Genomic DNA, 20,827 nt, shown 5'->3' with positions numbered 1-20,827 from the left:
GGTCGCCGGGCTCGTCGCCGCCGTGGTCGGCGGCATCGTCGCCGGGGCGATCGGCGGGTCCGCCGTGCAGGTGAGCGGCCCGGCCGCCGGTCTCACCATCATCGTCGCCGACCTCGTGCAGACCTACGGCTGGCGGGTGACCTGCCTTATCACCGTGCTGGCCGGGGTGCTGCAGCTCGCGCTCGGCGCCTGCCGGGTGGCCCGCGCCGCGCTCGCGATCTCGCCGTCCGTCATCCACGGGATGCTGGCCGGTGTCGGCGTCACCATCGCCCTCGCCCAGGCGCACGTGCTGCTGGGCGGGACGCCGCACGGTTCCGCGCTCGCCGACCTCGCGCGGCTGCCCGACCAGGTCGCCGCGGCGCACGCCCCGTCCGTGCTGGTCGGCGCCACCACCATCGCCGTCATGCTGGCGTGGTCGCGGCTGCCCGCGCTCGGCCGGCTGCGGCCCCGGCTGCTCCCCGCGGCCCTGGTCGCGGTGGTGGCGGCGACCGCGGTGGCCGCCGGGACGGGCTGGCCGGTCGAGCGGGTGGCGCTGCCGGACTCCCTCGCCGAGGCGTGGAGCGGCCCGGCGCTGCCCGCGCCCGCCGACCTGCACGGCGTCGCGCTGGGGGTGGTCACCGTCGCGCTGGTCGCCAGCGTCGAGTCCCTGCTGTGCGCGATCGCGGTGGACCGGCTGCACGACGGCCGGCGGGTGCGGCTCAACCGGGAACTGGTCGGGCAGGGCGCCGCCAACGTCGCGAGCGGCGCGCTCGGCGGCCTGCCGGTGGCGGGCGTGATCGTGCGCAGCACCGCCAACGCCCGGGCCGGCGGCCGGACGCCGCTGGCCGCGATCCTGCACGGAGTGTGGATCCTCGCCTTCGTCGGGCTGTTCGCACAGGTGGTCGAGCTCATCCCCATGGCGGCCCTGGGCGGGCTGCTCGTCCTCGTGGGCGTCCAGATGGTCAACCTGGCGCATCTGCGCGACCTGCGCCGGCACCGGGAGAGCACCGTCTACCTCGTCACGCTGGCCGGGGTGGTCGCGCTCGGCCTGCTGGAGGGGGTGCTGGTCGGCCTCGGGCTGGCGGTCCTGCTGGCGCTGCGCCGGCTCGCCCGGCTGAGTGTGCGGACCCAGGAGCACGCCGGGCGCTGGCACGTGGTGGTGCGGGGGTCGCTCACCTTCCTCGGCGTTCCCCGCATGACCCAGGCCCTGCGCGCCATCCCGGGCAGGGTGCCGGTGGACCTCGACCTGGACGTCGACTTCATGGACCACGCCGCCTTCGAGGCGGTCCACGCCTGGCGGCTGGACCACGAGCGGACCGGCGGCTCGGTCGACATCGACGAGGTCCACGAGAAGTGGTACGAGCGCACCTCCGCCCGGACGCCGCCGACCGCGAAGACGCTGCCGCCCGGACCGGTCCGGTGGTGGGCGCCCTGGGCCATGCGGCACGAGGTCGACGGCGACGCGCGGGTCTCCGGGCTGCTGCTGGCGGGAGCCCGCGAGTACCACGAAAGCACCGCGGCGCGGATGCGCTCGCTCATGAGCCGGCTGGCGGGCGGGCAGCGCCCCCGGGCGCTGTTCATCGCCTGCGCCGACTCCCGCGTGCTGCCCAACGTCATCACGGCGAGCGGCCCGGGCGACCTGTTCACGGTGCGCAACCTGGGGAACCTGGTCCCGCCCTACGATCCGGCGGCGGCGCCGCGCGACGACTCGGTGGGTGCCGCGGTGGAGTACGCGGTGGAGGTGCTGGAGGTCCCGGCGATCGTCGTCTGCGGGCACTCGCACTGCGCCGCGATGCGGGCGCTGCTGGAGGGCGCTCCGGGGGACGCCGGCGACGCCGCCCTCGGGCACGTGGCGCGCTGGCTGCGCCACGGCGCCTCGGCACTGGCCCGGCTCCCCGGTCTCCCCGCGTCCGCGCCGGCCGCCGAACAGGCGCACGAGCTCGCCCGGCTCAACGTCGTGCGGCAGTTGGAGAACCTGCTGAGCTACCCCGGGGTGCGCCGCCGACACGAGGAGGGGCGCCTGGAGCTGACCGGAATGTACTTCGACCTCGCCACCGCCCAGGTGCACGTGCTGGACGAGCGGCGGGAGAACTTCGTGGCGGTCCCCTCGGCCGCGGTTCCGCACCCCCGGGCCGCCGGCGACGCACCGGACGGGGAGCCCGCCGGCCCGACGCGCGGCGCGGTCGTGCGCCGACGGCGCCCGGACGGGCCTGCGCACTGACCGCCGCCGGCCGACGCGCGGGGCGCGGTGCTACTCGTCGCCGCCGCCGTCTGGCTCGTCCGTCTCGGCCGGCTTCGGCCGCTCGTCCTGCGTGACCGGAGACGCCTGGTACACGGCGAACCCGATGATCACGATGATCGCGACGACAGGAAGCCCGAACATCAGAACCCAGGTCATCGAGGAGTCCCCAACCGCCGGCTACGTGTGGCCCCGCACCGCGCGCCTCCCGCACACCGCGGGGGCGCGCGACGCGGCTTCCCCCAAGATAGCGGCGTTTCCGGCCGGTCAGCGCTCGGCCGGAGCGGACCGTGCGGCCGCCCGGCGGCCGAATCCCGCACGGGGTCGCGCCGCCTCGCCGGGGCGGCGCGGCCGCCCGGCCGCGCCGTCCGGGCGGACCTGCGGCCATCACGCTGGGTTCCGGCCGCGGCCCCGGCGGATACGGCAGTGGACCGCGGACCTGGTGCCGGACCGAAAGCCGCGACCGCGCCGCGGAGGTGCGCGGCGGGCGGGGGCCCAGTCAGGAGCCGCGGCCGTCCTGCGGACCGGAGGACGGCGATCCGGGCGCCGCGGAGCGCCGCGCGCGGCTCCCGGGCTGGAGCCAGGAGGGCCGGTACACCGACTCCGGGTCGTCATGGGCTGCGGCCGCGTACTCATCGAACCCCGTGTTCGCGATCGCCAGGTTCACCTGGATCTCATGGACGCCCGCGGGCAGGGTGCGGAACTCGCGCCCGAACTCCGTCAGCTGCTCGTAGTCCTCGTCGTCCTCGCCCTCGGCCCGCGCCGTGGTCACGGCCAGCAGCGGGCGGTGCTCCGACCGCATCGTCGTGCTGTCGGCGAGGAACACGACCGCCAGGTCGTCGCGGGCACGCAGCGCCTCCAGCACCTCGTCGGCGGTCGCGCCGTCCCACGCGGGATCGTCGACGACGCGGGCGTCGGGTTCCCGGCCGACGTCGTCCCACGGCTCGGCGAGCGCCCGGGCGACGGCCTGCCAGGCCCGGTCGTCGCCGTGGTCGGTCCGCACGACGAGGGCGGAGCGGCCCCGGTGGGCCAGGGGCGGGCGGGCTGCGGTCATGGCTTCGGCTCCTGGTGTGTCCCGGGACCGTCAGCCCCGCGCGGCGCCGTCGGGCCAGACCACGTCCACCGGCACTCCGCGGCCGCGCGCCGCCCCGACCGCGTCGGCGGTGCCGCCCCGACCGCCGGAGGGGCCGCCGTCCCACACGGCGACCAGGCGGTCCACGCCGTCGAGCACGGCGCTGTTCGCGTCCGCGTACGCCTGCCGCCCGGCCGTCCGGTGCGGCATGTACCGCACGAGGGCCGAGCGGACCAGCAGCCCGTCGAACCGCTCCAGGTCCTCCGGCGCCACCTTGGCCTCGCGGTAGTCCGCTGACGGGAGCACCACCTCCAGAGTGCCGCCGATCTCCAGGACCACCTCCGCGAACAGCTGGTCCGCACCGCGGGCCAGGCAGGACACGCCCACCAGCCCGCCTCCCGCGTACGGCGCCAGCGCCGCGGCGATCCCCTGCCGGACGAGCGGCACCGCCGCGGCGGTCAGGTTGGAGTGCCCGGTGATGCCGATACGTGCCACGACAGCTCCTTGGGAGGGAACGGGAGCAGCAGCGTAGCGGACGCGCCGCCCAGGAGCGCGGCGGCCGGGGACGCCGTCAGCGCGAGGCGCGGCGCGGGTCCGCCGCGGGCACCGCCGCGGCCGGAACGGACCACGCGCACGTCCTGCGGCGCCCCACCGGACCGGGGCGACCCGCCGCGGCGTGTCGCCCCGGAGCCCGCGGATCGCGCTGATGGGGCCCCTTCTCCCGCACGCCCGCTCCCCCGCCGGACTCGGCGTCCACCCCCGCTAGATCGTTGAGGGGAAAGGGTGGGTGCTGGTCCGTGGTCGTAGGCCACGAGCGAGCGCTTGACAGGCGCGTCGATCAGCCAGTTGTGCCAGATCGCGGTGTTGAGGGCGAGGATCCGCCGAAGCCCTTGTCGCACACGATCGGGCACGGCCCTGGAGCGCACCGCTGGACGTGGAGCAGGTGCACCGCTTGGCTGCGTTCGTCCGGTTTCTTAGGGCCACCGCGCACAGCACCGGGGCCAGTGCGGGTGCCGGTTGCGTTCGGACTGGTAGGGCAGTCGCGGGAAGAGGTGGCCGATCCGGGAGGGGCCGCGCGCAGCCAGTGGTGCTCGGTGTCGCAGCGCAGTAGGACCTGGGCGGTCGCGACGCAGACGAGTTCGGCGTCGATGGCCGCGGCCGGCCCTGGCGTGATCACCGCCAAGTCATCAACGGGATCCTGTGGCGGCCGCGCACAGGCCCGCCCTGACACGAGATCTCGGAACGCCACCGCCCCTGGCAGACCCGTTACGAGCGGTACGAACGCTGGGACGAGGACGGCAGCCGGGCCAGGCTGCTGGAAGCGGTCCAGGTCAACGACGACGCGACCGGGAACATCGAGTGGACCTTCAGCATCCATTCCTCTGGCGGTGCGCGCTCACCAGCACGCGGCCGGAGAACGGAAAAAGGAACCCGAAAAAACGATCAAGCAGAGTGACAAAGGCAGGCGGGCCGGGCAGGGGCGTGGCCGGTCGAGGGGCGGGCCGACCACCAAGCCGCATCTGGCGGTGGAAGGCCACGGCCCGCCGATGGCGGCGCCCACCACCCCCGGCACCGTCAACGACCCGGTGGCGTTCGAACAGGCCACGGGCCAGGTGCGGGCGGCCCCGTCCCGGCGGCGGGCACCCGCGCCCCAGGCCACAGGCCCTGCTGGGCGACAAGGACTACTCGGCCCGGCGGATCCGCGGATGACCAGACACGCCCTGGGCCGTCGCGGGCCGCCGACCGCCCGAAGGGACCGGGGTCCCCGGCCCGCGGCGCGTGCCCGCCTCGGCGCGGGAGTGCGCACGCCGAGGCGATCCAGCGCCGGGTCTACGGAGCCGTTGGGCGCCTGCGGGCGGCCCCGGCCTCGGCGTCCTCGGCACCGTGCCCGCGCACGCCGCCGGGCGGGTTCGGGGGACGGTCGGGGAACAGAGCGGCGGTCCGGCCCGCCGCGCCCCGGGTCAGAGCGCTGGAAGCGGAAGAGTCGGCCGGTAAGCCGGATTCTGTCGGTCCAAGCGGACCGGGCGGCCATCCATCTGGGACTGGCGTTGCCGTCAGCCTCCTGCGGTCTACCCGCGAACGTCGGGCGGGCCGCCCTCAAGCGTTCGCGCAGGGGACCGGGGTCCCCCTCTTGACCTTGCTCCGGGTGGGGTTTACCGAGCCGGCCGGATCACTCCGGCCGCTGGTGGTCTCTTACACCACCGTTTCACCCTTACCACCGCGAGCGGTGGCGGTCTGTTCTCTGTGGCACTTTCCCGCGGGTCGCCCCGGGTCGGTGTTACCGACCACCCTGCCCTGTGGAGTCCGGACTTTCCTCGACGCCGTACGGCGCCGCGACCGCCTGGCCGACTCCTCCGCGCCGATCCAGTCTACCGGCCGCGCAGGTGCGCCGTGTCGTTCAGCGACCGGACCACCATGGGGCCGTCGGCGTAGCAGTCCACCTCGGTGAGGGAGGCGACGTCGAGGTGCATCCGGTACAGCGCCTGCGGCGGCGCCAGCATCGCCTGCTGGACCAGCACCTTGATGGGGGTCACGTGCGTGACGACCAGGACGGTGCGCCCCTGGTGGCGGGCGAGCAGGGCGTCGCGGGCGGCGGCGACGCGGCGGCCCACGGCGGCGAAGCTCTCACCGCCGGGCGGGGCCGCGGCCGGGTCGGCCAGCCAGCGGTTGAGCTCCCGGGGCCAGCGTTCCCGCGCCTCGGCGAAGGTGAGCCCCTCCCACTCGCCGAAGTCGGTCTCGCGCAGGCCCTCGACCTCCTCGACCGGCAGGGCGAGCTCCTTGGCCACCGCGGCGGCGGTGTCGGCGGCGCGGCGCAGCGGTGAGGACGCGATGACGTCCACGGAGCCCGCGTGCTCGGCCAGCCGGCGGGCGACCGCCTCGGCCTGCTCGTGGCCGGTGTCGGTGAGGGCGATGTCGCCCACGCCCGCGAAGCGCTGTTCGGCGGACAGCGGGGTCTGGCCGTGCCGGAGCAGCAGCAGGCGGGTGGCGGCGGTCTCCGGCGCACCCCATCCCGTGCCGGCCGCGTCTGTGCGGCTCTCGGCGGCCGCCGGGCGGGCGGCGCGCTCGGGCTGGCCGGCAGGCTCCGCGGCGGCGGGCGCCGCGGGCGCGGCCGACCGCGCGGCGCGGGAGGCGACCGTGCCCGACCGCCCCTTGGCCGCGGCGTCCATCGCCTCGTTGGCCAGCCGGTCGGCGTGGGCGTTGCGGGCGCGGGGCACCCAGGTGTAGCGCACGGCCGGGAAGCCGGCGGCCAGGTCGCGGGCCTCGCGCGCGAGCGGCTGCATGTCGGGGTGCTTGATCCGCCACCGGCCCGACATCTGCTCCACCACGAGCTTGGAGTCCATCCGCGCCTCGACCCGGGCGCCGGGGTCGAGGCGTGCGGCGGCCTCCAGCCCGGCGATCAGGCCGCGGTACTCCGCGACGTTGTTGGTGGCCCTGCCGATGGACTCCGCGACCTCGGCCAGCACCTCGCCGCTGTCCGCGTCGCGCACCACCGCGCCGAACCCGGCCGGCCCGGGGTTGCCCCGGGAGCCGCCGTCGGCCTCGATCACGAACCGCCTGCTCATCGCCGTCCCTCCCGCTGCGCCCGTCGCGTCTCCCGCACGCCTACAGCCCCGACTCGGTGGTGCGGATGAGGATCCGCCGGCAGTTCTCGCAGCGGACCACCTCGTCGGAGAGGGAGCCGCGGATCTCGTTCAGCTCGGCGGTGCTGAGCGCGAGCTTGCACCCCTCGCACCGCCCGTAGCGCAGCGGCGCCGCCGCCACGCCGCCGTACTGGTCGCGGAGCTTGGTGTAGAAGGCGAGCAGGTCGTCGGGGACCTCGGCGGCCACGCGGGCGCGCCGGTCCCGGACGCCGGCCGCGTCAGCCCTGATCTCGCTGAGCGACGTCGAGCGGCGCTCCTCGGTGGTGTGGCGCTCCTGCTCGGCGGCCTCCAGGTCCTTGGCGAGTTCGGCGCGGCGGGCGTCCGCGTCCTCGCGGCGCTCCATCACGTCCAGCACGATCTCCTCCAGCTCGCCCTGCCGGCGCTGCAGGGAGGCGATCTCCGACTGCAGCCCCTCCAGCTCCTTGGGCGAGGAGACCTGCCCGGCCGCCAGGCGCCGGCTGTCGCGCTCGGCCCGGGCGCGCACCTGCTCCACGTCGGCCTCGGCCTTGCGCTGCTCGCGGCCGAGGTCGCCCAACTCGGTCTCGACGACGACGAGCGCGTTGCGGAGTTCGGCGAGGCGGGCGTCCAGGCGTTCCAGCTCCGCGATCTCCGGGAGCGTCCGTGCGCGGTGCGTCAGTTGCGCGAGCGTGGTGTCCAGCTCCTGCAGGTCCAGCAGGCGGCGCTGGTGGACGGGTTCAGCTTTCACTTGTCCTCAGTTCCTACGTAGCGGGCCCGGCCGGCGGGCGGCCGCGGCTGGGCGGCTACGAGACCGGGTGATCGGGAAGCCCGAACGCCTGGGACCAGGCGTCGGTCACGATCGTGGATACGCGGGTCTCCACGTTAGTGGCTGCGTCCCGCAGGGCGCGCGTCAGGCGGGCGGCGCCCTCGGCCAGCCAGGGCCACTCGCTCGCCCAGTGGGCGGTGTCGACGAGCGCGATGTCGCCGTGCTGGGCGAACTCGGAGGCGGGGTGGTGGCGCAGGTCGGAGGTGAGGAAGACGTCGACCCCCGCCGCGCGGGCCGCGCCCAGCAGCGAGTCGCCGGCGCCGCCGGAGACGGCGACGGTCCGCACCTCGCGGTCCGGGTCGCCGGCCACTCGCAGGCCCGCGGCCGTGCGCGGCAGCCCGGCCGCGGCGCGTTCGGCGAACGCGCGCAGCGTCACCGGCTCGGCCAGCGCGCCCACCCGGCCGATGCCGCGCCGCCCCTCGGGGTCGGTCGGGTCGGGGTCGAGCGGGCGCAGCGGGCCGGTGAGCCCGACGGCGGCGGCCAGCGCGTCGGAGACCCCGGGGTGCGCGGTGTCGGCGTTGGTGTGCGCGGTGTAGAGGGCGGTGCCCGACGTGATGAGCCGGTGGACCAGGCGGCCCTTGGGGGTGGTGGCGGCCACGCTGGTCACGCCGCGTAGCAGGAGCGGATGGTGGGTGACCACCAGGTCCGCCCCCCACTCGACCGCCTCCTCGACGACCTCGGCGACCGGGTCGACGGCGAACAGGATGCGCCGCACCGGCTGCTCGGGGTCGCCGCAGACGAGTCCGACCGCGTCCCAGGAGGCGGCCCACGACGGATCGTAGATCCGCTCGAACGCCGAGGTCACGTCGTGCAGGGTCGGGGATGCGGATGCGGTAGTCACGGACGGCAGGGTAGCGGTTGCGGCGCCCCGCCGCCGACGCCCGGGGCCGCGCGGGCGGCCGCGGTGGCGGCGCGCCGCCGCGGCGGGCCTACGGCGCCCGCGTAGGGCATCTGATCCGTCCGGATATCGGATGAGTTAACGCCGTCGCCCACATTCGGTGACGGTCGCGCAACACCCCCGCCGCAGCATCGAGGTGACCCGGTGCGGACCCACCGGGACTTTCTCATGGAGGACGCGATGACGGAGTCGACGACCGGAGGGTTGACGGGTGCCTCGGGCCTGGAGCCGCTGGAGCGACCCCAGCGGGTGGCCGTGGTCGGCGCCGGAGCGATCGGCGGGATCGTCGCGGAGGCCGCGCACACGGCGGGCCACCACGTGACCCTGTGCGTCCGGCGGCCGATGGGGCCGCTGACCGTGGAGCGCGACGGCCTGCGCCGCACGGTGCGGCTTCCCGTGGCCACCCGCCCCGACGGACTGGGCGCGCCGGTGGACTGGCTGCTCATCGCCACGAAGGCCCAGGACACCCGGCGGACGCTGGGCTGGATCCGGCGCCTCGCCGGGCCGGGCACCCGGGTGGTCGTGCTGCAGAACGGGGTCGACCACGAGGAGCGGCTGGCCCCGCTGCTGGCGGTGGGCGAGCTGGTGCCCGCACTGGTCTACATCGCCGCCGAGCGCGTGTCGCGCGAGCACGTCCAGCACCGCTGGGGGCGCCGCCTGGTCGTCCCCTCGGGCCCGGCGGGCGCGGACCTGGGCCGGCTGTTCCGCGGCTCGGACGTGGACGTGGTGTGCGAGGACGACTTCACGACCGCCGCGTGGCGCAAGCTCATGACCAACCTCGCGGCGAACCCGCTGACCGCGCTCACCCTGCGGCGGATCGGCGTGCTGCAGCAGCCGGACCTGCGCGAGCTCGCGCGCGGGCTGCTCACCGAGGCCGTCCTGGTCGGCCGGGCCGAGGGCGCGCGACTGGTGATGTCCGACGTCGACCAGACGTTGGACCTGTACAGCGCGATGCACCCGCACAGCGGTACGTCCATGCTCTACGACCGGCTCGCGGGCCGCCCGGTCGAGCACGACCTCATCACCGGAGCCGTGGTGCGCGCCGCCGACCGGCACGAGGTCCCCGTGCCGCTGAACCGCGCGGTCCTGGCGCTGCTGCGGGCGTTCGGCGAGCAGGGGGCGGTGGGTGTGCAGCCCCTCGCGGGCGTCGGCTGAGGCCGGCCGCGCACCCGGCGCGGTTCCGGGTACCCGAGACCGCCCGCCGGCCAGTACGGTCGTCTGGACCGACAGGCACGGCGAGAACGGGGCCCGCGATGAAGTTCCTGGTGCGCGAGCGCATCTTCGACATCGGCGACGACTTCTGGGTGGAGAACGAGGAGGGCGAGCGGGTCTTCCTGGTGGACGGCAAGGCGCTGCGGATCCGCAAGACCTTCGAGCTGAAGGACGTGGACGGCAACGAGCTCCTCGTCATCCGCAAGAAGCTGCTGAGCGTGCGCGACACCATGACGGTCGAGCGCGACGGGGAGCCGGTGGCCACCGTGCGCAAGCGGCTGTTCAACCCGATCAAGGACAAGCTGATCGTCGAGCTGGCCGACGGCGGCGAGTGGGAGGTCACCGGGGACTTCCTCGACAAGGAGTACGAGGTCACCGACGACAGCGGCCCGGTCGCCATCATCTCGCGCAAGTGGTTCACGCTGGTCGACACCTACGCGGTGGACGTCAACACCTTCCGCGGCGACGCCGGCGGCGACCCGGCGCTGGTACTGGCCGTCGCGGTCTGCGTGGACACGATGACCGAGGACGACGGCGACGAGGACGGGGAGTAGCCCCGCGCCCGGGGCCGCGGGGCCGCCGCGGGCGGGGGTTTCGGCCGCGGCGGCGCCGTGCGCCCGGAGCCGTCCGGGCCGGGTCCCGGGCTCCGACCGCCGGCGGGGGGCACTGCGCCGCGGCACCTGCCTCCCTCCCCTGGCGCCGGCCGGCAGCGGTCGCCCGGCGCCGCCGCCTCGGCCTTGGGCGGCGCGGCCGCTCCCGCCTGCGACCGGGCGCGCACGGTTGGCGGCCGGTCCCCGGCGGGTTCCCCTCGCCCAGGTGGAGCCCGGTCAGCGGGCTGCCTCGGCGCGATGGCCGTGGCAGGACACCGGCCACCTCGTGTTCGGCGTCAGCGACCGGCAGGAGGCGGGCCGGGTCTTCCACGACGAGGAGCGGTTCGCCCCGGTGGCGGTGGATCCCGCCCTCGGTGCGCGGCGGCACGTGGCGACGCTGCTGCACCGGTTTCCCGGCCCCGCCGCCGCGGCGGGGTACCCGGCCGCCCAACCAGTCAGGCGCGGACGGCTCTGGGAACCGTGGAGCGCCGCGGCGCTCGCCGGTGACGCACCGGTTCCCCACCGCGATCGGCGGCCCACCCGCCACCCGCGTACCTAACCTCTCGGGTCAGTACACCTAGCCCCGCCCGGCCGCGCTCACCCGCCGCCCGACGGCGCAGGCCGCGCCGGCCCCGGCAGCGCCGGCGAGCGCGCCCAGGGGCAGCCAGGCGAGGACCGCGCCCGGCAGCGCCGGGTCCCCCGCGAGCGTCCAGGCCAGGACCACGTAGACGATGGCGCCGACCAGCGCCGCGAGGCCGGGGCGCGGCACCTCCAGCCGGCGCAGCAGCCACCAGCCGGCCAGCGGGGTGGCGACCAGCCGCGCGGCGAACGTGGCCATGCCCAGGCCGATGTTCGCGCCGATGACCTGGTCGGCCGTGAGGTCGTTGACCACCCAGCCGATCCCGTCGACCACCAGCCCCACTCCGAGGGTGGCGCCCGCCCCCACCAGGGCGCCGAAGGCGACGTGGCGCCACGCGGGCCGCCGGGAGGTCGTTCTCGTACCGTTCATACCGCTCATACCGCCATCCTGGCCGCCGGCCGCCGGCCGCGCCTGAGTGCGCGTACTCAATAGTCGGCCGGCGATGGACCCCGGCCGACTGGGTACCCGCGGCGGGCGTCCACCGGTCGGCCGCCGCTCCGTGCGTTCTCCTTCCCCGCCTGCCCGTCCTCCGTGCCCTCATCCGGCCGCCGCGGCCCCGGACGCCGGGGCGCGACACTAGGCTGGTCGGACCATGAGCGCACTGCCCCTCTCGCCCGTCGGGGCGCACGTCCCCGTGTCCGGTGGCCTGGCGACCCGCGGCCTGGCCTACGCCGACGAGGTCGGGGCGGAGGCCGTCCAGGTCTTCGTCAGCAATCCGCGCGGCTGGGCCGTCACACCCGGGCATCCTGCCGAGGACGCCCGGCTGCGCGCCCGCGCCGACCTCCCGGTGTACGTGCACGCCCCTTACCTGGTGAACCTCGGCTCGCCGGACGCCGAGGTGGCCGAGAAGTCCGTGGCGGCCGTCGAGCACGCGCTGCTGCGCGGGGCCGGGATCGGCGCCCGCGGGGTCGTGGTGCACACCGGGTCGGCCGTCCGCGGCGAGCGCGCGGCCGGGCTGGCGCGCATGCGGGAGCGGCTGCTGCCGGTCCTGGACGGGCTGCCCGAGGACGCCCCGCCCGTGCTGCTGGAGCCCATGGCCGGCCAGGGCCAGGTGCTGTGCGCCGCCGTCGAGCACCTGGGCCCCTACCTCGCGGCCCTGGGCCACCACCCCAAGGCCGGGGTGTGCCTGGACACGGCGCACGCCTTCGGGGCCGGCCACGACATCGCCACGCCCGAGGGCATGCGGGCCATGCTGGACGAGTTCGCCGCGGTGGTGGGGCCCGGCCGGCTCGGCCTGGTGCACGCCAACGACTCCAAGGCGCCGTGCGGCAGCAACCGGGACCGGCACGAGAACATCGGGGCCGGCCTCATCGGTGCGCGCCCGTTCGCGGAGCTGTTCCGCCACCCGGTGAGTGCCGGGGTGCCCATCGTCGTGGAGACGCCCGGCCCGGCGGGTCCGCACGCGGCCGACATCGCGACGCTGAAGGCGCTGCGCACCGGGGTGACCGCCGGTTCCGCCGGGGCCGCCGATCCGGTCGGCGGTGCGCCACAATAGGGGCCAGCGGTTGAGAAGGGCGGTGGCGGGATGGATCCGCTGAGTCTGGTGCTCGGCGCGGTGATCGCGCTGGGCGGGGTGCTCGTCGGCCGGGTGCTGCCGAACCGGCGGTCCCGCCGGCCGGAACCGCGGCCCGCCGTGGCGGCGTCGTCGCGCTCGCCGCAGCCGATCTGCGGCTGCGGGCACCACCTCGTCTTCCACGACGCCGAGAAGCGGGTCTGCCAGGCGCAGGTGGTGATCCCCGGGCGGTGGACCGGCGAGCAGTCCAGCAGCTACCGCAAATGCATGTGCCAGGGGTACCGCGGGCCGCTGCCGGTGGACGAGTACTACGCGCCGGACCTGCTCGGCGACGACTCCTGACCGCTCAGCCCGCGCCCGCCCCGGGTCCGGCCAGCCCCGCCGGCGGCGACGTGGCGGCCGACCGGCCGGCGAGCTCGCGGGCGCACCGCTCGGCTGTCCCGCACGGTACGCGGTCGCGCGGCGGAGCGGCGCGGGCCCGGAAGGCGCGGTTGGCGCCGGTGCCGGCGAGGCGGCAGGCTGGGCGCATGCCACCACCCTCGGAGGCGCCGGCGGCGTGGGTCGTCGCCGGCGCGCCCGGCGCCGGGAAGTCCACCGTCGCCGACCTGCTGCTGCGGGCCCTGCGCCCGGTCCCGGCCCTGCTCGATAAGGACGTGCTGTTCGGCGGCTTCGTCGCCGCGGTGCTCGACGCGCACGGCCGGCCGCCGGGCGAGCGCGAGGGGCCCTGGTACGACGCGCACGTGAAGGTCCACGAGTACGGCGGGATGACCGCCGCGGCGCGGCAGATCCGCGCGGCCGGTGCCCCGGTGATGCTGGTCGCGCCGTTCACCGGCCAGATCCGCGACGCGCGGCGGTGGCGCTCGTGGACGGCGGAGCTGGGCGGCGGCCCGGTCCACCTGGTGTGGGTGCGCTGCGACGCGCCGACGCTGCGGGCCCGGCTCGGCGGCCGGGGGCGCGGGCACGACGCCGGCAAGCTCGCCGCCTTCGACGCGTTCGTCGCCCGCACCCGCCCGGACGAGCCGCCGGCGGCGCCGCACCTCGTGGTGGACAACCGCGCCGGCGCGCCGCCGCTGGCCGAGCAGGTCGCGGCCCTGGCGGAGCGTCCGGCGCGATGAGCGGCGCGGCCGGCCCGGGGTCGGCGGACCGGGCCGGCCGCGGTGGCGGGCGGGGCTAGCGTCCGGCGGAGACCGGGGCCGCCGCGGCGCGCTCGGCCCGGCCCCAGGTGTCGCGGGTCAGCGCGACGCCGATGGCCCCGATGAGGCCGACGGCGCTGTACAGCAGGGCGACACCCATCCAGCCGAGCGCGGCGGCCAGCGCCGTGGCGATGAACGGGATGAAGCCGGACAGCGCCGCGGAGCCCTGGTAGCCGAGCGAGGCACCCGAGGTGCGCGTGCGGGTGTCGAACAGTTCGGAGAACCAGGACGCCTGCACGCCGGCCAGCGAGTCGTGCGCCACCGCGAGGGCGATGACGAAGCCGATCACGATCACGACCGCGTCGCCGGTGTTCATCATGAGGAACAGCGGCACGCCGTACAGGATGGTGAGCACGCAGCCGGCGAGGTAGACCGGCCGGCGCCCGACGCGGTCCGACAGCGCGCCGAACAGGGGGGTGCCGAACACGCCGATGAGCGAGGCCAGCACGATGCCGGTGAGGGCGACGCCGCGGGTGGCGAGGTCGTTCTCCTGGAGGTAGCTCAGCAGGTAGGTCACGGTGACGTAGAACCCGCCGGTCTCGGCGAGCCGGAGCGCGATCGCGCGCAGCACGGTCCGCCAGTCCTTGCGGAGCACCTCCAGCACCGGGCTCTTGACCAGCTCGTCCTGCTGCTGGGCCTCCTCGAACTCCGGCGACTCCGAGACCTTCATCCGGATGACGAAGCCGGCGAGGATGAGCACGGCGCTGAGGAGGAAGGGCACCCGCCAGGCGAGGTGGCTGTCGAGTTGGGCGCTGAGCAGGAACGCCACGTTGGCGAGCAGCAGTCCGAGCGGGACGCCGGCCTGCGGGATCGCGGAGTAGAAGCCGCGCCGCCGCCGCGGGGCGTGCTCGAACGTCATGAGGATGGCGCCGCCCCACTCCGCGCCGAAGCCGATGCCCTGGAGCAGCCGCAGCAGGACCAGCAGGATGGGGGCGAGGATGCCGACCTGGTCGTAGGTGGGGAGCAGGCCGATGCCGACGGTGGCGAAGCCCATGAGCAGCAGGGCGCCGACCAGGACCGGCTTGCGGCCGATCCGGTCGCCCAGGTGCCCGCCGATGATGCCGCCGATCGGCCGCATCGCGAACCCGACACCGAGGGTGCCGAACGCGGCGAGTGTGCTGAACAGCGGGCTGTCGCCGGGGAAGAAGGCCGGGCCGAAGTACAGCGCCGCGGCGGTGCCGTAGGCGAGGAAGTCGTAGTTCTCGATGGTGGTGCCCACGGCACTGCCGAGGGCGACGCGGACCTTGTCCGGTGACCCGGCCTCGGGGTCGTGCGCCCGGGGGCGCGGCGGAGTGCTGCTCACATGTGCTCCCTTGGTTGCGGGAGCGGAGACCGGTGCTCCGCTCCTCGGTCCGGCCGCCGGCTGGCAGGGGTTCCGGATCCGGGTGGCGGAGGACCGACGAGCTACCCGGTTCGGGGGACGACCTGTCCGGCGGTGCTGGTGGTGTCGTAGAAGCTGGTGATGTGGTGGCGGACGAGTGCCGCGGCCCGGTCGGGGTCCTGCCGCTCGATCGCATCGAGGATGGCGCGGTGCTCCTGGCGGACCGTGGTCGCGGTCTCCCGCCAGTCGGCGAGCCCTTCGTAGACCTCGATCATGCGGCGGTGGATCGCGGTGCGCAGCGAGCTCATCAGGTAGGCGCCGAGCGCGTTGCCCGTCGCCTGGGCCATGGCGACGTGGAACTCGGTGTCGAGCCGGTTGAAGTCGCGGGCCGTCAGCCCGGGCCCGTCCATCTGGTCGAGGATCTTGCGGAGCCGGGCGTGGTCGTCGGGGGTGGATCTGCGGGCCGCCTCGCCGACCACCCACTCCTCCAGGAAGACCCGGGTCCGCACCACGTCGTCGTTGCTGAAGTGGCCGAGCGCGAGCTGGAGTTTGAGGAGGTTGGCGAAGCCCTCGCCGGGGGTGCCCACGAAGACCGATCCGCCGTCGGGGCCGCCGCCGGACCGCACCTCCACGACGCCGAGCGCTTCGAGCACCCGCAGCGCCTCGCGGAGGGACGGCCGGCTGACGCCCAGCAGCTGGGAGAGGTCGCGTTCGCTCGGCAGCCGGTCGCCGGGCCGCAGGAAGCCGTCCAGGATGCGCTGTTCGATCTGCGCCATGACCTGCTCGTACGTGCGGATCTTGCGGACGGGCTCCCATGCGCCCTGACTGTCGGAACTCACGCGACTCCTCTGGTGGGCAGGGGGGTGATTGTGCACATCACCACCCTACGGCGGCCCGTTGCGGGGCTCTGCGGCGTAACGGGACTACGCCCCGGGGATCGTCCCGGCGCGTGCCGCCTCCTCCAGCTCCCGCCGCAGCTTGACGGCGAGCACCGACTCGTCGGCCTCGACGTCGTCCCAGGTGAGGACGGCGCCGGCCGCGACGTCCTGGCGGAGCCGGAAGCCGTGGGCGAGTCCGATGGGGAAGGCGCGCTGCGCCAGCGAGGCGTGCGCCGGGGCGAGCTTGCCGTAGACCATGAACCCGCCCTCGCCGTCGAGGACCTCGCCGGCCCGCAGCGGGCGCTTGGCCACCGCCATGACGTCGCCGCGGAACCCGGTCGGCGCACCGGTGGGCTCGCCGCGCAGGGTGGCCGACGCGATGCTGACGCCCAGCTCCAGGCCGATCATGTGGTACGGCCGGTACAGCGATCCGTAGCGACCGGTGGGGTCGGTGCGCACGCCGTACTCGGCGAAGCACTGCACCGCGTAGTCGGTCCGCGCCTCGAAGGTGACGTAGACGCCCCACCGCAGGTCCCGCTCGACCTCGGTGCCGTCGCGGTTCAGGCTGGAGGCGATCTCGACGGTGCCCGTGCGGGTGAGCGCGCCGCCGACCTCGCGCGGCCGGTAGACGGTGGAGAGGTCGTCCACGCCGCACGGCGGGAAGAGCAGGCCCTCGTCCTGCGGGACCAGACCGGTGCCGTTGGCGACGGCGGCCATCTCGATGGCGGACTTGGTGCCGTCGAGGAAGGAGTTGAACATCTTGGGGTTGAAGTCGCCGCGGGCCAGCTGCTCGGCGGTGAAGCCGTAGTGGTCCCAGACGGTGTCGGGGGTGGAGGCGTGGTACTCGGGGAGGTACTTCGTCCCCTTGCCGGCCGCGACCACGTCGAACCCGACCGTGCGGGCCCAGTCGACGAGCTCGGAGATGAGCGCCGGCTGGTCGCCGTAGGCCATCGAGTAGACGACGCCGGCCCGGCGGGCGCGCTCGGCGAGCAGCGGGCCCACCATGCAGTCGGCCTCGACGTTGACCATGACGATGTGCCGGCCGGCGTCGATCGCGCGGACCGCGTGGTAGGTGCCGGCGACCGGGTTGCCGGTGATCTCCAGGATCACCTCGACGCCGGGGGCGTCGATGAGGGCGTCGCCGCTGTCGGTGACGTGCGTGCCGCCGGTGCGCAGTGCCTCGTCGAAGCCGGCGGCGGCGTAGCGCTCGGCCGGCCAGCCGGTGCGGGCGAGCGCCGCGCGGGCGCGGTCGGGGTCGAGATCCGCCACTCCGACGACGTGCAGCCCCGGGGAGTTCAGCGCCTGGGTGAGGAACATGGAGGCGAACTTGCCGGCGCCGATGACGCCGACCCGGACCGGGCCCTCGTCGGCCGCCCGCCTGGCGAGCAGTGAGTGGAGGTTCATCGTGCTCCCTGGAACATCGGGTTGCTCAGATGGTCTGACCAATTAACCAACTGGCCATCTGGCCGAAACTATGGCAGTGTGCCCGATCACAGTCAAGCGACCGCTGAGCAAAATATGTACGGACGAGGAGAGTGGTCACGCGATGTCACAGAATCCGGTTGTCGTCACCGCCGTCTTCCAGTTCCGCCCCGACGCCCGCGATAGGGTCCGGGACGCCCTGCGCGCGGCGGCCGCCCGGGTGCACGAGGAACCCGGGTGCGAGCTGTACGCGCTGCACGAGGCGGAGGACCGCCTGGTCCTCGTGGAGAAGTGGGCCTCGCGGCGGGCGCTCGACACGCATTCCGCGGCCACCGCCGTGCGCGACCTGCACGCCCGGGTCGACGACCTGCTGCTCGCGCCGGCCGAGGTGACGGTGCTCTCCCCGGTCCCGTCGGGCCGTCCGGACCGCGGCGCGCTGTGATTCGCACGGACGCGCCGCGCTCGCGCCCCCGGACGCGCGACGGCCCCGGACCGGGGGACGGTCCGGGGCCGTCGCGACTCGCCCGCCCTGCCCGGCGGGGGGCGGGGCCGGGGCGGTCCCGTGGCCAGGGTCAGTAGGACCAGGTGTGCACGCTGGCGTCGGAGGACTCCAGCACGACCGGCTCGTCGCCGGTACTGAAGTGCGTGACGTAGAAGCGCAGCCGGTTGCCGTCCACGCAGTTGCCGTTCCAGGTGTGCGTGAAGTGCGCGCGGCCGTTGGTGTGCTGGGGGGAGTTGATCGCGTAGGACTGGGCGATCTCCCAGGCGTCGCCGGAGGCGCTCACCTCCACGGCCCGCAGCTGGACCTCGGCGCCGGGGGCGAGCCCCGCCAGCCGGATCCCGACCGAGGCGACGAACTGCGCGGGTCCGAAGGCCACCGAGTAGTCGAAGGAGTCGAGCCGCTGCGATCCCCGCTGGTTGAACGGCACGTAGCGCCATTCGCCGCGCGGGATCCGGACGTCGAGGTCGCGGCCGCGGTACCGTCTGTGTTCGGGCATGTCGTCGTCCTTACTCTCGCCGCTCTTGCTGAACGTGCCGTCCTCCACCATCCGGTAGAGGGTGTTTCCCGGGCACGTGGTGGACGTGAAGTCGCGGTGCCCGCGCACCGCGCCGGCGACGCCGCGCTGCATGAGGTAGCTCCGCAGGTCGCGCACGGCGTTGACCTGGGCGCTGGGCGGCTTCTCGCCGGGGCCCGACATCAGCGTGACGGAGTACCAGTCGCGGTTGCCCGCGGTGGTGCCCTGGGCGGCCTGGTACTTCTTCAGGCCGCGGCCCTCGAAGACGTAGCCGTGCGGGCAGGCCCCGAAGGAGTAGCCGATGTCGGCCCAGCCGTTGGTGTTGACGTGGAAGTCGCGGGTGGACTTCCAGTAGGAGACGCACGCGGAGTGCGCCTTGCCTGCCAGGCCCTGGTCGGAGCCGTCGTAGTGGACGACCAGTCCCTGTGTGGGGTTGGCGGAGTCGGCGCCGCTGGCCCCCCACCCGAGATCCGAACGGCTGACTAACTGCATACCCGACCTCCCTGCTCGGCGCGCACGGCGATGCGGCGCACCGCCACTTTCGATCATCTCCCGCGCCGAATTCTCTACGCTCTTCCTTCACCACATATCGTGACCAACGGGTGGCCGAAACCGGCCGTAGGGCACAGGAGCCCCCTCCGTCACACGGGGTGGGAGCGCGGATCAGGCGTCGAAGTCGAGCGTGACCTCCCCCGTCGCGGGCAGCGACTGGCAGGTGAGGACGAAGCCGGCGGCCAGCTCGTCGTCCTGGAGGGCGTAGTTGCGCCGCATCTCGACCCGCCCGGCCACGACCCGGGCCCGGCAGGTGCCGCACACGCCGCCCCGGCAGGCGAAGGGGAGGTCGGAGCGGACCGCCTGCGCGGAGTCGAGCACGGGGACGTCGCGCGGCAGGGTGAGGGTGGTGCTGCGGCCGTCCAGCAGCACGGTCACCTCGCTGGTCGGCCCGGCCGGGGCCCCCTCCGCCGGCCGGCGCGCCGGGGGCGGCGCGTCCTCGACGAAGAACAGCTCCTGGTGGACGCGCGCGGCCGGGACGCCGCGGGCGGCGAGCACCCGGCGGGCGTCGCGCACCATGCCGTGCGGGCCGCACAGCCACCAGTGGTCCACCTCCTCCGCGGCGATCAGGGTGGCCAGCAGCGCCTCGATCTTGGCCGCGTCCAGCCGCCCGGTCAGCAGGTCGGCCTCGCGCGGCTCCCGGGACAGGACGTGCACCAGCTCCAGCCGGGGGCCGTAGCGGTCCTTCAGGTCGGCCAGCTCGTCGGCGAACATCACCGTGTCGGTGCGCCGGTTGCCGTACACGAGCGCGACGTCGGAGCCCGTGTCGCGCAGCAGCGAGGCGGCGATCGACAGCAGCGGGGTGATGCCCGAGCCGGCGCCGATGAGCACGTGCCGGGCCGCGGTCCGCAGGTCCGGGACGAAGCGGCCGCTGGGCGGCAGCACCTCGATCCCGTCCCCCGGGCGGACCCGGTCCACCAGCCACGAGGAGAACAGGCCGTCGGCGACCCGGCGCACGCCGATGCGCAGCGGCGCGCCGGCGGGCGCGCAGACGGAGTAGCTGCGCCGCTCCTCCCGGCCCTCGACCACGCGGCGCAGCGTGACGGACTGCCCGGGGGCGAACGCGTAGCTCGCGGCGAGCCCCTCGGGGACGTCGAAGGTGACCGCCGCGGCGTCCGCGCACAGCCGGTCGACGGCCGCCACCCGCAGCGTGTGGAAGGCGCGGCGCCGCGCCCGGGCCGGCGCGGTCGGGTTCGCGGCGGCCGGAAGGCCGGCGGCGGAGCGGCGCACGGTCAGATCTCCTTCACGTGTTCGAACGGCTCCCGGCAGGAGCGGCAGCGCAGCAGTGCCCGGCAGGCGGTGGCGCCGAACCGGGACAGCTCCTCGGTGTCGGCGGAGCCGCAGCGCGGGCAGCGCGCGGCCGTGCGGGTGGGGAGCAGGGCCAGCGGGACCGGACCGCCGGCCGGGCGCGCCGGGCCGGGCGGCGAGATGCCGTGCTCGGCGAGCTTGCGGCGGCCGGCCGGGGTGATCCAGTCGCTGCTCCACGGCGGGGACAGCACGGTGCGCACCCGGGCCCGGGGGAAGCCCGCGGCGCGCAGCGCGGTGAGCAGGTCCGCCCGCATCGCCTCCAGGGCGGGGCAGCCGGAGTAGGTGGGGGTGATGGTGACGACCACGGTCCCGTCCGCGGCCGCCCGCACGCCGCGCAGCACGCCGAGGTCGGCCAGCGTGAGCATGGGCAGCTCCGGGTCGGTCACGCCGGCGGCGACCGCCCGCGCGCGGGCGGGGTCCGCGGCGCGCGCCGCGCTCACCACGCCGCCTCCGGGTGGGCGCGCGCCACGCTCTGCATCTCGGCGAGCAGCGCGGTGAGTTCGCCCGTGTGCCGGCCGTCGCGGCCGGACTCCCCGGCGGCGGGGGGCGGCGGGGGCGCCGCACCGAGG

Annotated in this window: 22 protein-coding genes and 1 other RNA gene; 8 read left to right on the top strand and 15 right to left on the bottom strand. The window is 75.4% G+C overall.

Annotated features, from left to right (window positions below; translation table 11 throughout):
- Positions 1-2,200, top strand: a 2,200-nt coding sequence (locus DEF28_RS18255) for a bifunctional SulP family inorganic anion transporter/carbonic anhydrase (RefSeq protein WP_114446178.1), incomplete at its 5' end; no start/stop codon positions are given.
- A 30-nt stretch (positions 2,201-2,230) separates the two neighbouring features.
- Here the strand turns inward: DEF28_RS18255 and DEF28_RS28130 are convergent.
- The 7 genes from DEF28_RS28130 to DEF28_RS18215 form a co-directional block, all read right to left on the bottom strand.
- Positions 2,231-2,377: a hypothetical protein gene (locus DEF28_RS28130; protein WP_181874351.1), complete on the bottom strand. Its 147-nt coding sequence runs from the start codon at positions 2,375-2,377 to the stop codon at positions 2,231-2,233.
- 340 nt (positions 2,378-2,717) lie between these two features.
- Complete coding sequence (locus DEF28_RS18250) at positions 2,718-3,272, bottom strand: DUF6924 domain-containing protein (RefSeq protein WP_181874350.1); 555 nt, start codon at positions 3,270-3,272, stop codon at positions 2,718-2,720.
- Positions 3,273-3,302: 30 nt separating this feature from the next.
- Entirely contained in the window at positions 3,303-3,785 is a 483-nt protein-coding gene (locus DEF28_RS18245) for a hypothetical protein (RefSeq protein WP_114398688.1), read from the bottom strand.
- A gap of 1,481 nt (positions 3,786-5,266) precedes the next feature.
- An RNA gene (gene rnpB / locus DEF28_RS18230) (RNase P RNA component class A) lies at positions 5,267-5,643 on the bottom strand.
- A gap of 16 nt (positions 5,644-5,659) precedes the next feature.
- Positions 5,660-6,853 carry a bifunctional RNase H/acid phosphatase gene (locus tag DEF28_RS18225; protein ID WP_114398686.1) on the bottom strand — a complete coding sequence of 398 codons (1,194 nt, stop codon included), beginning with the start codon at positions 6,851-6,853 and terminating at the stop codon, positions 5,660-5,662.
- 40 nt (positions 6,854-6,893) lie between these two features.
- Complete coding sequence (locus DEF28_RS18220; RefSeq protein WP_114398685.1) at positions 6,894-7,637, bottom strand: zinc ribbon domain-containing protein; 744 nt, start codon at positions 7,635-7,637, stop codon at positions 6,894-6,896.
- A 55-nt stretch (positions 7,638-7,692) separates the two neighbouring features.
- A complete protein-coding gene (locus DEF28_RS18215; RefSeq protein WP_114398684.1) occupies positions 7,693-8,556 on the bottom strand; it encodes a Nif3-like dinuclear metal center hexameric protein in 864 nt (287 codons plus the stop codon).
- A 237-nt stretch (positions 8,557-8,793) separates the two neighbouring features.
- On the opposite strand from DEF28_RS18215, the gene DEF28_RS18210 reads away from it, so the two are divergent.
- From DEF28_RS18210 to DEF28_RS18200, 3 genes are all read left to right on the top strand, one after another.
- Positions 8,794-9,768: a 2-dehydropantoate 2-reductase gene (locus DEF28_RS18210; RefSeq protein WP_114398690.1), complete on the top strand. Its 975-nt coding sequence runs from the start codon at positions 8,794-8,796 to the stop codon at positions 9,766-9,768.
- A 98-nt stretch (positions 9,769-9,866) separates the two neighbouring features.
- Complete coding sequence (locus DEF28_RS18205) at positions 9,867-10,379, top strand: LURP-one-related/scramblase family protein (RefSeq protein ID WP_114398683.1); 513 nt, start codon at positions 9,867-9,869, stop codon at positions 10,377-10,379.
- 262 nt (positions 10,380-10,641) lie between these two features.
- A complete protein-coding gene (locus DEF28_RS18200; RefSeq protein WP_147280155.1) occupies positions 10,642-10,974 on the top strand; it encodes a hypothetical protein in 333 nt (110 codons plus the stop codon).
- Between the two features lie 18 nt (positions 10,975-10,992).
- Here the strand turns inward: DEF28_RS18200 and DEF28_RS18195 are convergent, their stop codons facing one another.
- Positions 10,993-11,433, bottom strand: coding sequence for a hypothetical protein (locus DEF28_RS18195; RefSeq protein ID WP_114398681.1), 441 nt, complete (start codon positions 11,431-11,433; stop codon positions 10,993-10,995).
- A gap of 214 nt (positions 11,434-11,647) precedes the next feature.
- Here DEF28_RS18195 and DEF28_RS18190 point away from each other — a divergent pair, with 214 nt between their 5' ends.
- The 3 genes from DEF28_RS18190 (at position 11,648) to DEF28_RS18175 (ending at position 13,683) form a co-directional block, all read left to right on the top strand.
- Positions 11,648-12,550 (top strand): deoxyribonuclease IV, encoded by a 903-nt coding sequence (locus tag DEF28_RS18190; RefSeq protein WP_114398680.1) that lies wholly within the window; start codon positions 11,648-11,650, stop codon positions 12,548-12,550.
- A 30-nt stretch (positions 12,551-12,580) separates the two neighbouring features.
- Positions 12,581-12,910, top strand: a complete 330-nt coding sequence (locus DEF28_RS18185) for a hypothetical protein (protein ID WP_114398679.1) — start codon at positions 12,581-12,583, stop codon at positions 12,908-12,910.
- A 185-nt stretch (positions 12,911-13,095) separates the two neighbouring features.
- Positions 13,096-13,683: an AAA family ATPase gene (locus DEF28_RS18175; protein ID WP_114398677.1), complete on the top strand. Its 588-nt coding sequence runs from the start codon at positions 13,096-13,098 to the stop codon at positions 13,681-13,683.
- A gap of 55 nt (positions 13,684-13,738) precedes the next feature.
- On the opposite strand, the gene DEF28_RS18170 is transcribed toward DEF28_RS18175, so the two are convergent.
- The 3 genes from DEF28_RS18170 to DEF28_RS18160 form a co-directional block, all read right to left on the bottom strand.
- Entirely contained in the window at positions 13,739-15,064 is a 1,326-nt protein-coding gene (locus DEF28_RS18170; protein WP_114398676.1) for an MFS transporter, read from the bottom strand.
- A 101-nt stretch (positions 15,065-15,165) separates the two neighbouring features.
- Positions 15,166-15,921 (bottom strand): FadR/GntR family transcriptional regulator, encoded by a 756-nt coding sequence (locus DEF28_RS18165; RefSeq protein ID WP_199493376.1) that lies wholly within the window; start codon positions 15,919-15,921, stop codon positions 15,166-15,168.
- Positions 15,922-16,005: 84 nt separating this feature from the next.
- Positions 16,006-17,364 carry an NAD(P)H-dependent oxidoreductase gene (locus tag DEF28_RS18160; RefSeq protein WP_114398675.1) on the bottom strand — a complete coding sequence of 453 codons (1,359 nt, stop codon included), beginning with the start codon at positions 17,362-17,364 and terminating at the stop codon, positions 16,006-16,008.
- Between the two features lie 142 nt (positions 17,365-17,506).
- Here DEF28_RS18160 and DEF28_RS18155 point away from each other — a divergent pair, with 142 nt between their 5' ends.
- Positions 17,507-17,824 (top strand): putative quinol monooxygenase, encoded by a 318-nt coding sequence (locus DEF28_RS18155; RefSeq protein ID WP_114398674.1) that lies wholly within the window; start codon positions 17,507-17,509, stop codon positions 17,822-17,824.
- A gap of 130 nt (positions 17,825-17,954) precedes the next feature.
- Here the strand turns inward: DEF28_RS18155 and DEF28_RS28120 are convergent, their stop codons facing one another.
- From DEF28_RS28120 to DEF28_RS18135, 4 genes are all read right to left on the bottom strand, one after another.
- Positions 17,955-18,890 carry a peptidoglycan recognition protein family protein gene (locus DEF28_RS28120; protein WP_181874349.1) on the bottom strand — a complete coding sequence of 312 codons (936 nt, stop codon included), beginning with the start codon at positions 18,888-18,890 and terminating at the stop codon, positions 17,955-17,957.
- A gap of 171 nt (positions 18,891-19,061) precedes the next feature.
- A complete protein-coding gene (gene paaE / locus DEF28_RS18145) occupies positions 19,062-20,180 on the bottom strand; it encodes a 1,2-phenylacetyl-CoA epoxidase subunit PaaE (protein ID WP_114398673.1) in 1,119 nt (372 codons plus the stop codon).
- Positions 20,181-20,182: 2 nt separating this feature from the next.
- Complete coding sequence (gene paaD / locus DEF28_RS18140; protein ID WP_233515384.1) at positions 20,183-20,698, bottom strand: 1,2-phenylacetyl-CoA epoxidase subunit PaaD; 516 nt, start codon at positions 20,696-20,698, stop codon at positions 20,183-20,185.
- Positions 20,695-20,827: Phenylacetic acid catabolic protein (locus DEF28_RS18135; RefSeq protein ID WP_199493374.1), on the bottom strand; the 133-nt coding region annotated here is incomplete at its 5' end. The genes DEF28_RS18135 and paaD, both read right to left, overlap by 4 nt.

The organism is Marinitenerispora sediminis, assembly GCF_003336425.1.
Taxonomy (GTDB): domain Bacteria; phylum Actinomycetota; class Actinomycetes; order Streptosporangiales; family Streptosporangiaceae; genus Marinitenerispora; species Marinitenerispora sediminis.
Note: the sequence above shows the minus strand (reverse complement) of the source record. Positions and strands in the feature narration are given on the sequence as shown.

Coding starts and splice junctions, on each gene's coding strand:
- DEF28_RS28130 (WP_181874351.1), bottom strand. CDS start 2,377: ATGACCTGGGTTCTGATGTTCGGGCTTCCTGTCGTCGCGATCATCGTG.
- DEF28_RS18250 (WP_181874350.1), bottom strand. CDS start 3,272: ATGACCGCAGCCCGCCCGCCCCTGGCCCACCGGGGCCGCTCCGCCCTC.
- DEF28_RS18225 (WP_114398686.1), bottom strand. CDS start 6,853: ATGAGCAGGCGGTTCGTGATCGAGGCCGACGGCGGCTCCCGGGGCAAC.
- DEF28_RS18210 (WP_114398690.1), top strand. CDS start 8,794: ATGACGGAGTCGACGACCGGAGGGTTGACGGGTGCCTCGGGCCTGGAG.
- DEF28_RS18205 (WP_114398683.1), top strand. CDS start 9,867: ATGAAGTTCCTGGTGCGCGAGCGCATCTTCGACATCGGCGACGACTTC.
- DEF28_RS18195 (WP_114398681.1), bottom strand. CDS start 11,433: ATGAGCGGTATGAACGGTACGAGAACGACCTCCCGGCGGCCCGCGTGG.
- DEF28_RS18190 (WP_114398680.1), top strand. CDS start 11,648: ATGAGCGCACTGCCCCTCTCGCCCGTCGGGGCGCACGTCCCCGTGTCC.
- DEF28_RS18185 (WP_114398679.1), top strand. CDS start 12,581: ATGGATCCGCTGAGTCTGGTGCTCGGCGCGGTGATCGCGCTGGGCGGG.
- DEF28_RS18175 (WP_114398677.1), top strand. CDS start 13,096: ATGCCACCACCCTCGGAGGCGCCGGCGGCGTGGGTCGTCGCCGGCGCG.
- DEF28_RS18160 (WP_114398675.1), bottom strand. CDS start 17,364: ATGAACCTCCACTCACTGCTCGCCAGGCGGGCGGCCGACGAGGGCCCG.
- DEF28_RS18155 (WP_114398674.1), top strand. CDS start 17,507: ATGTCACAGAATCCGGTTGTCGTCACCGCCGTCTTCCAGTTCCGCCCC.
- DEF28_RS28120 (WP_181874349.1), bottom strand. CDS start 18,890: ATGCAGTTAGTCAGCCGTTCGGATCTCGGGTGGGGGGCCAGCGGCGCC.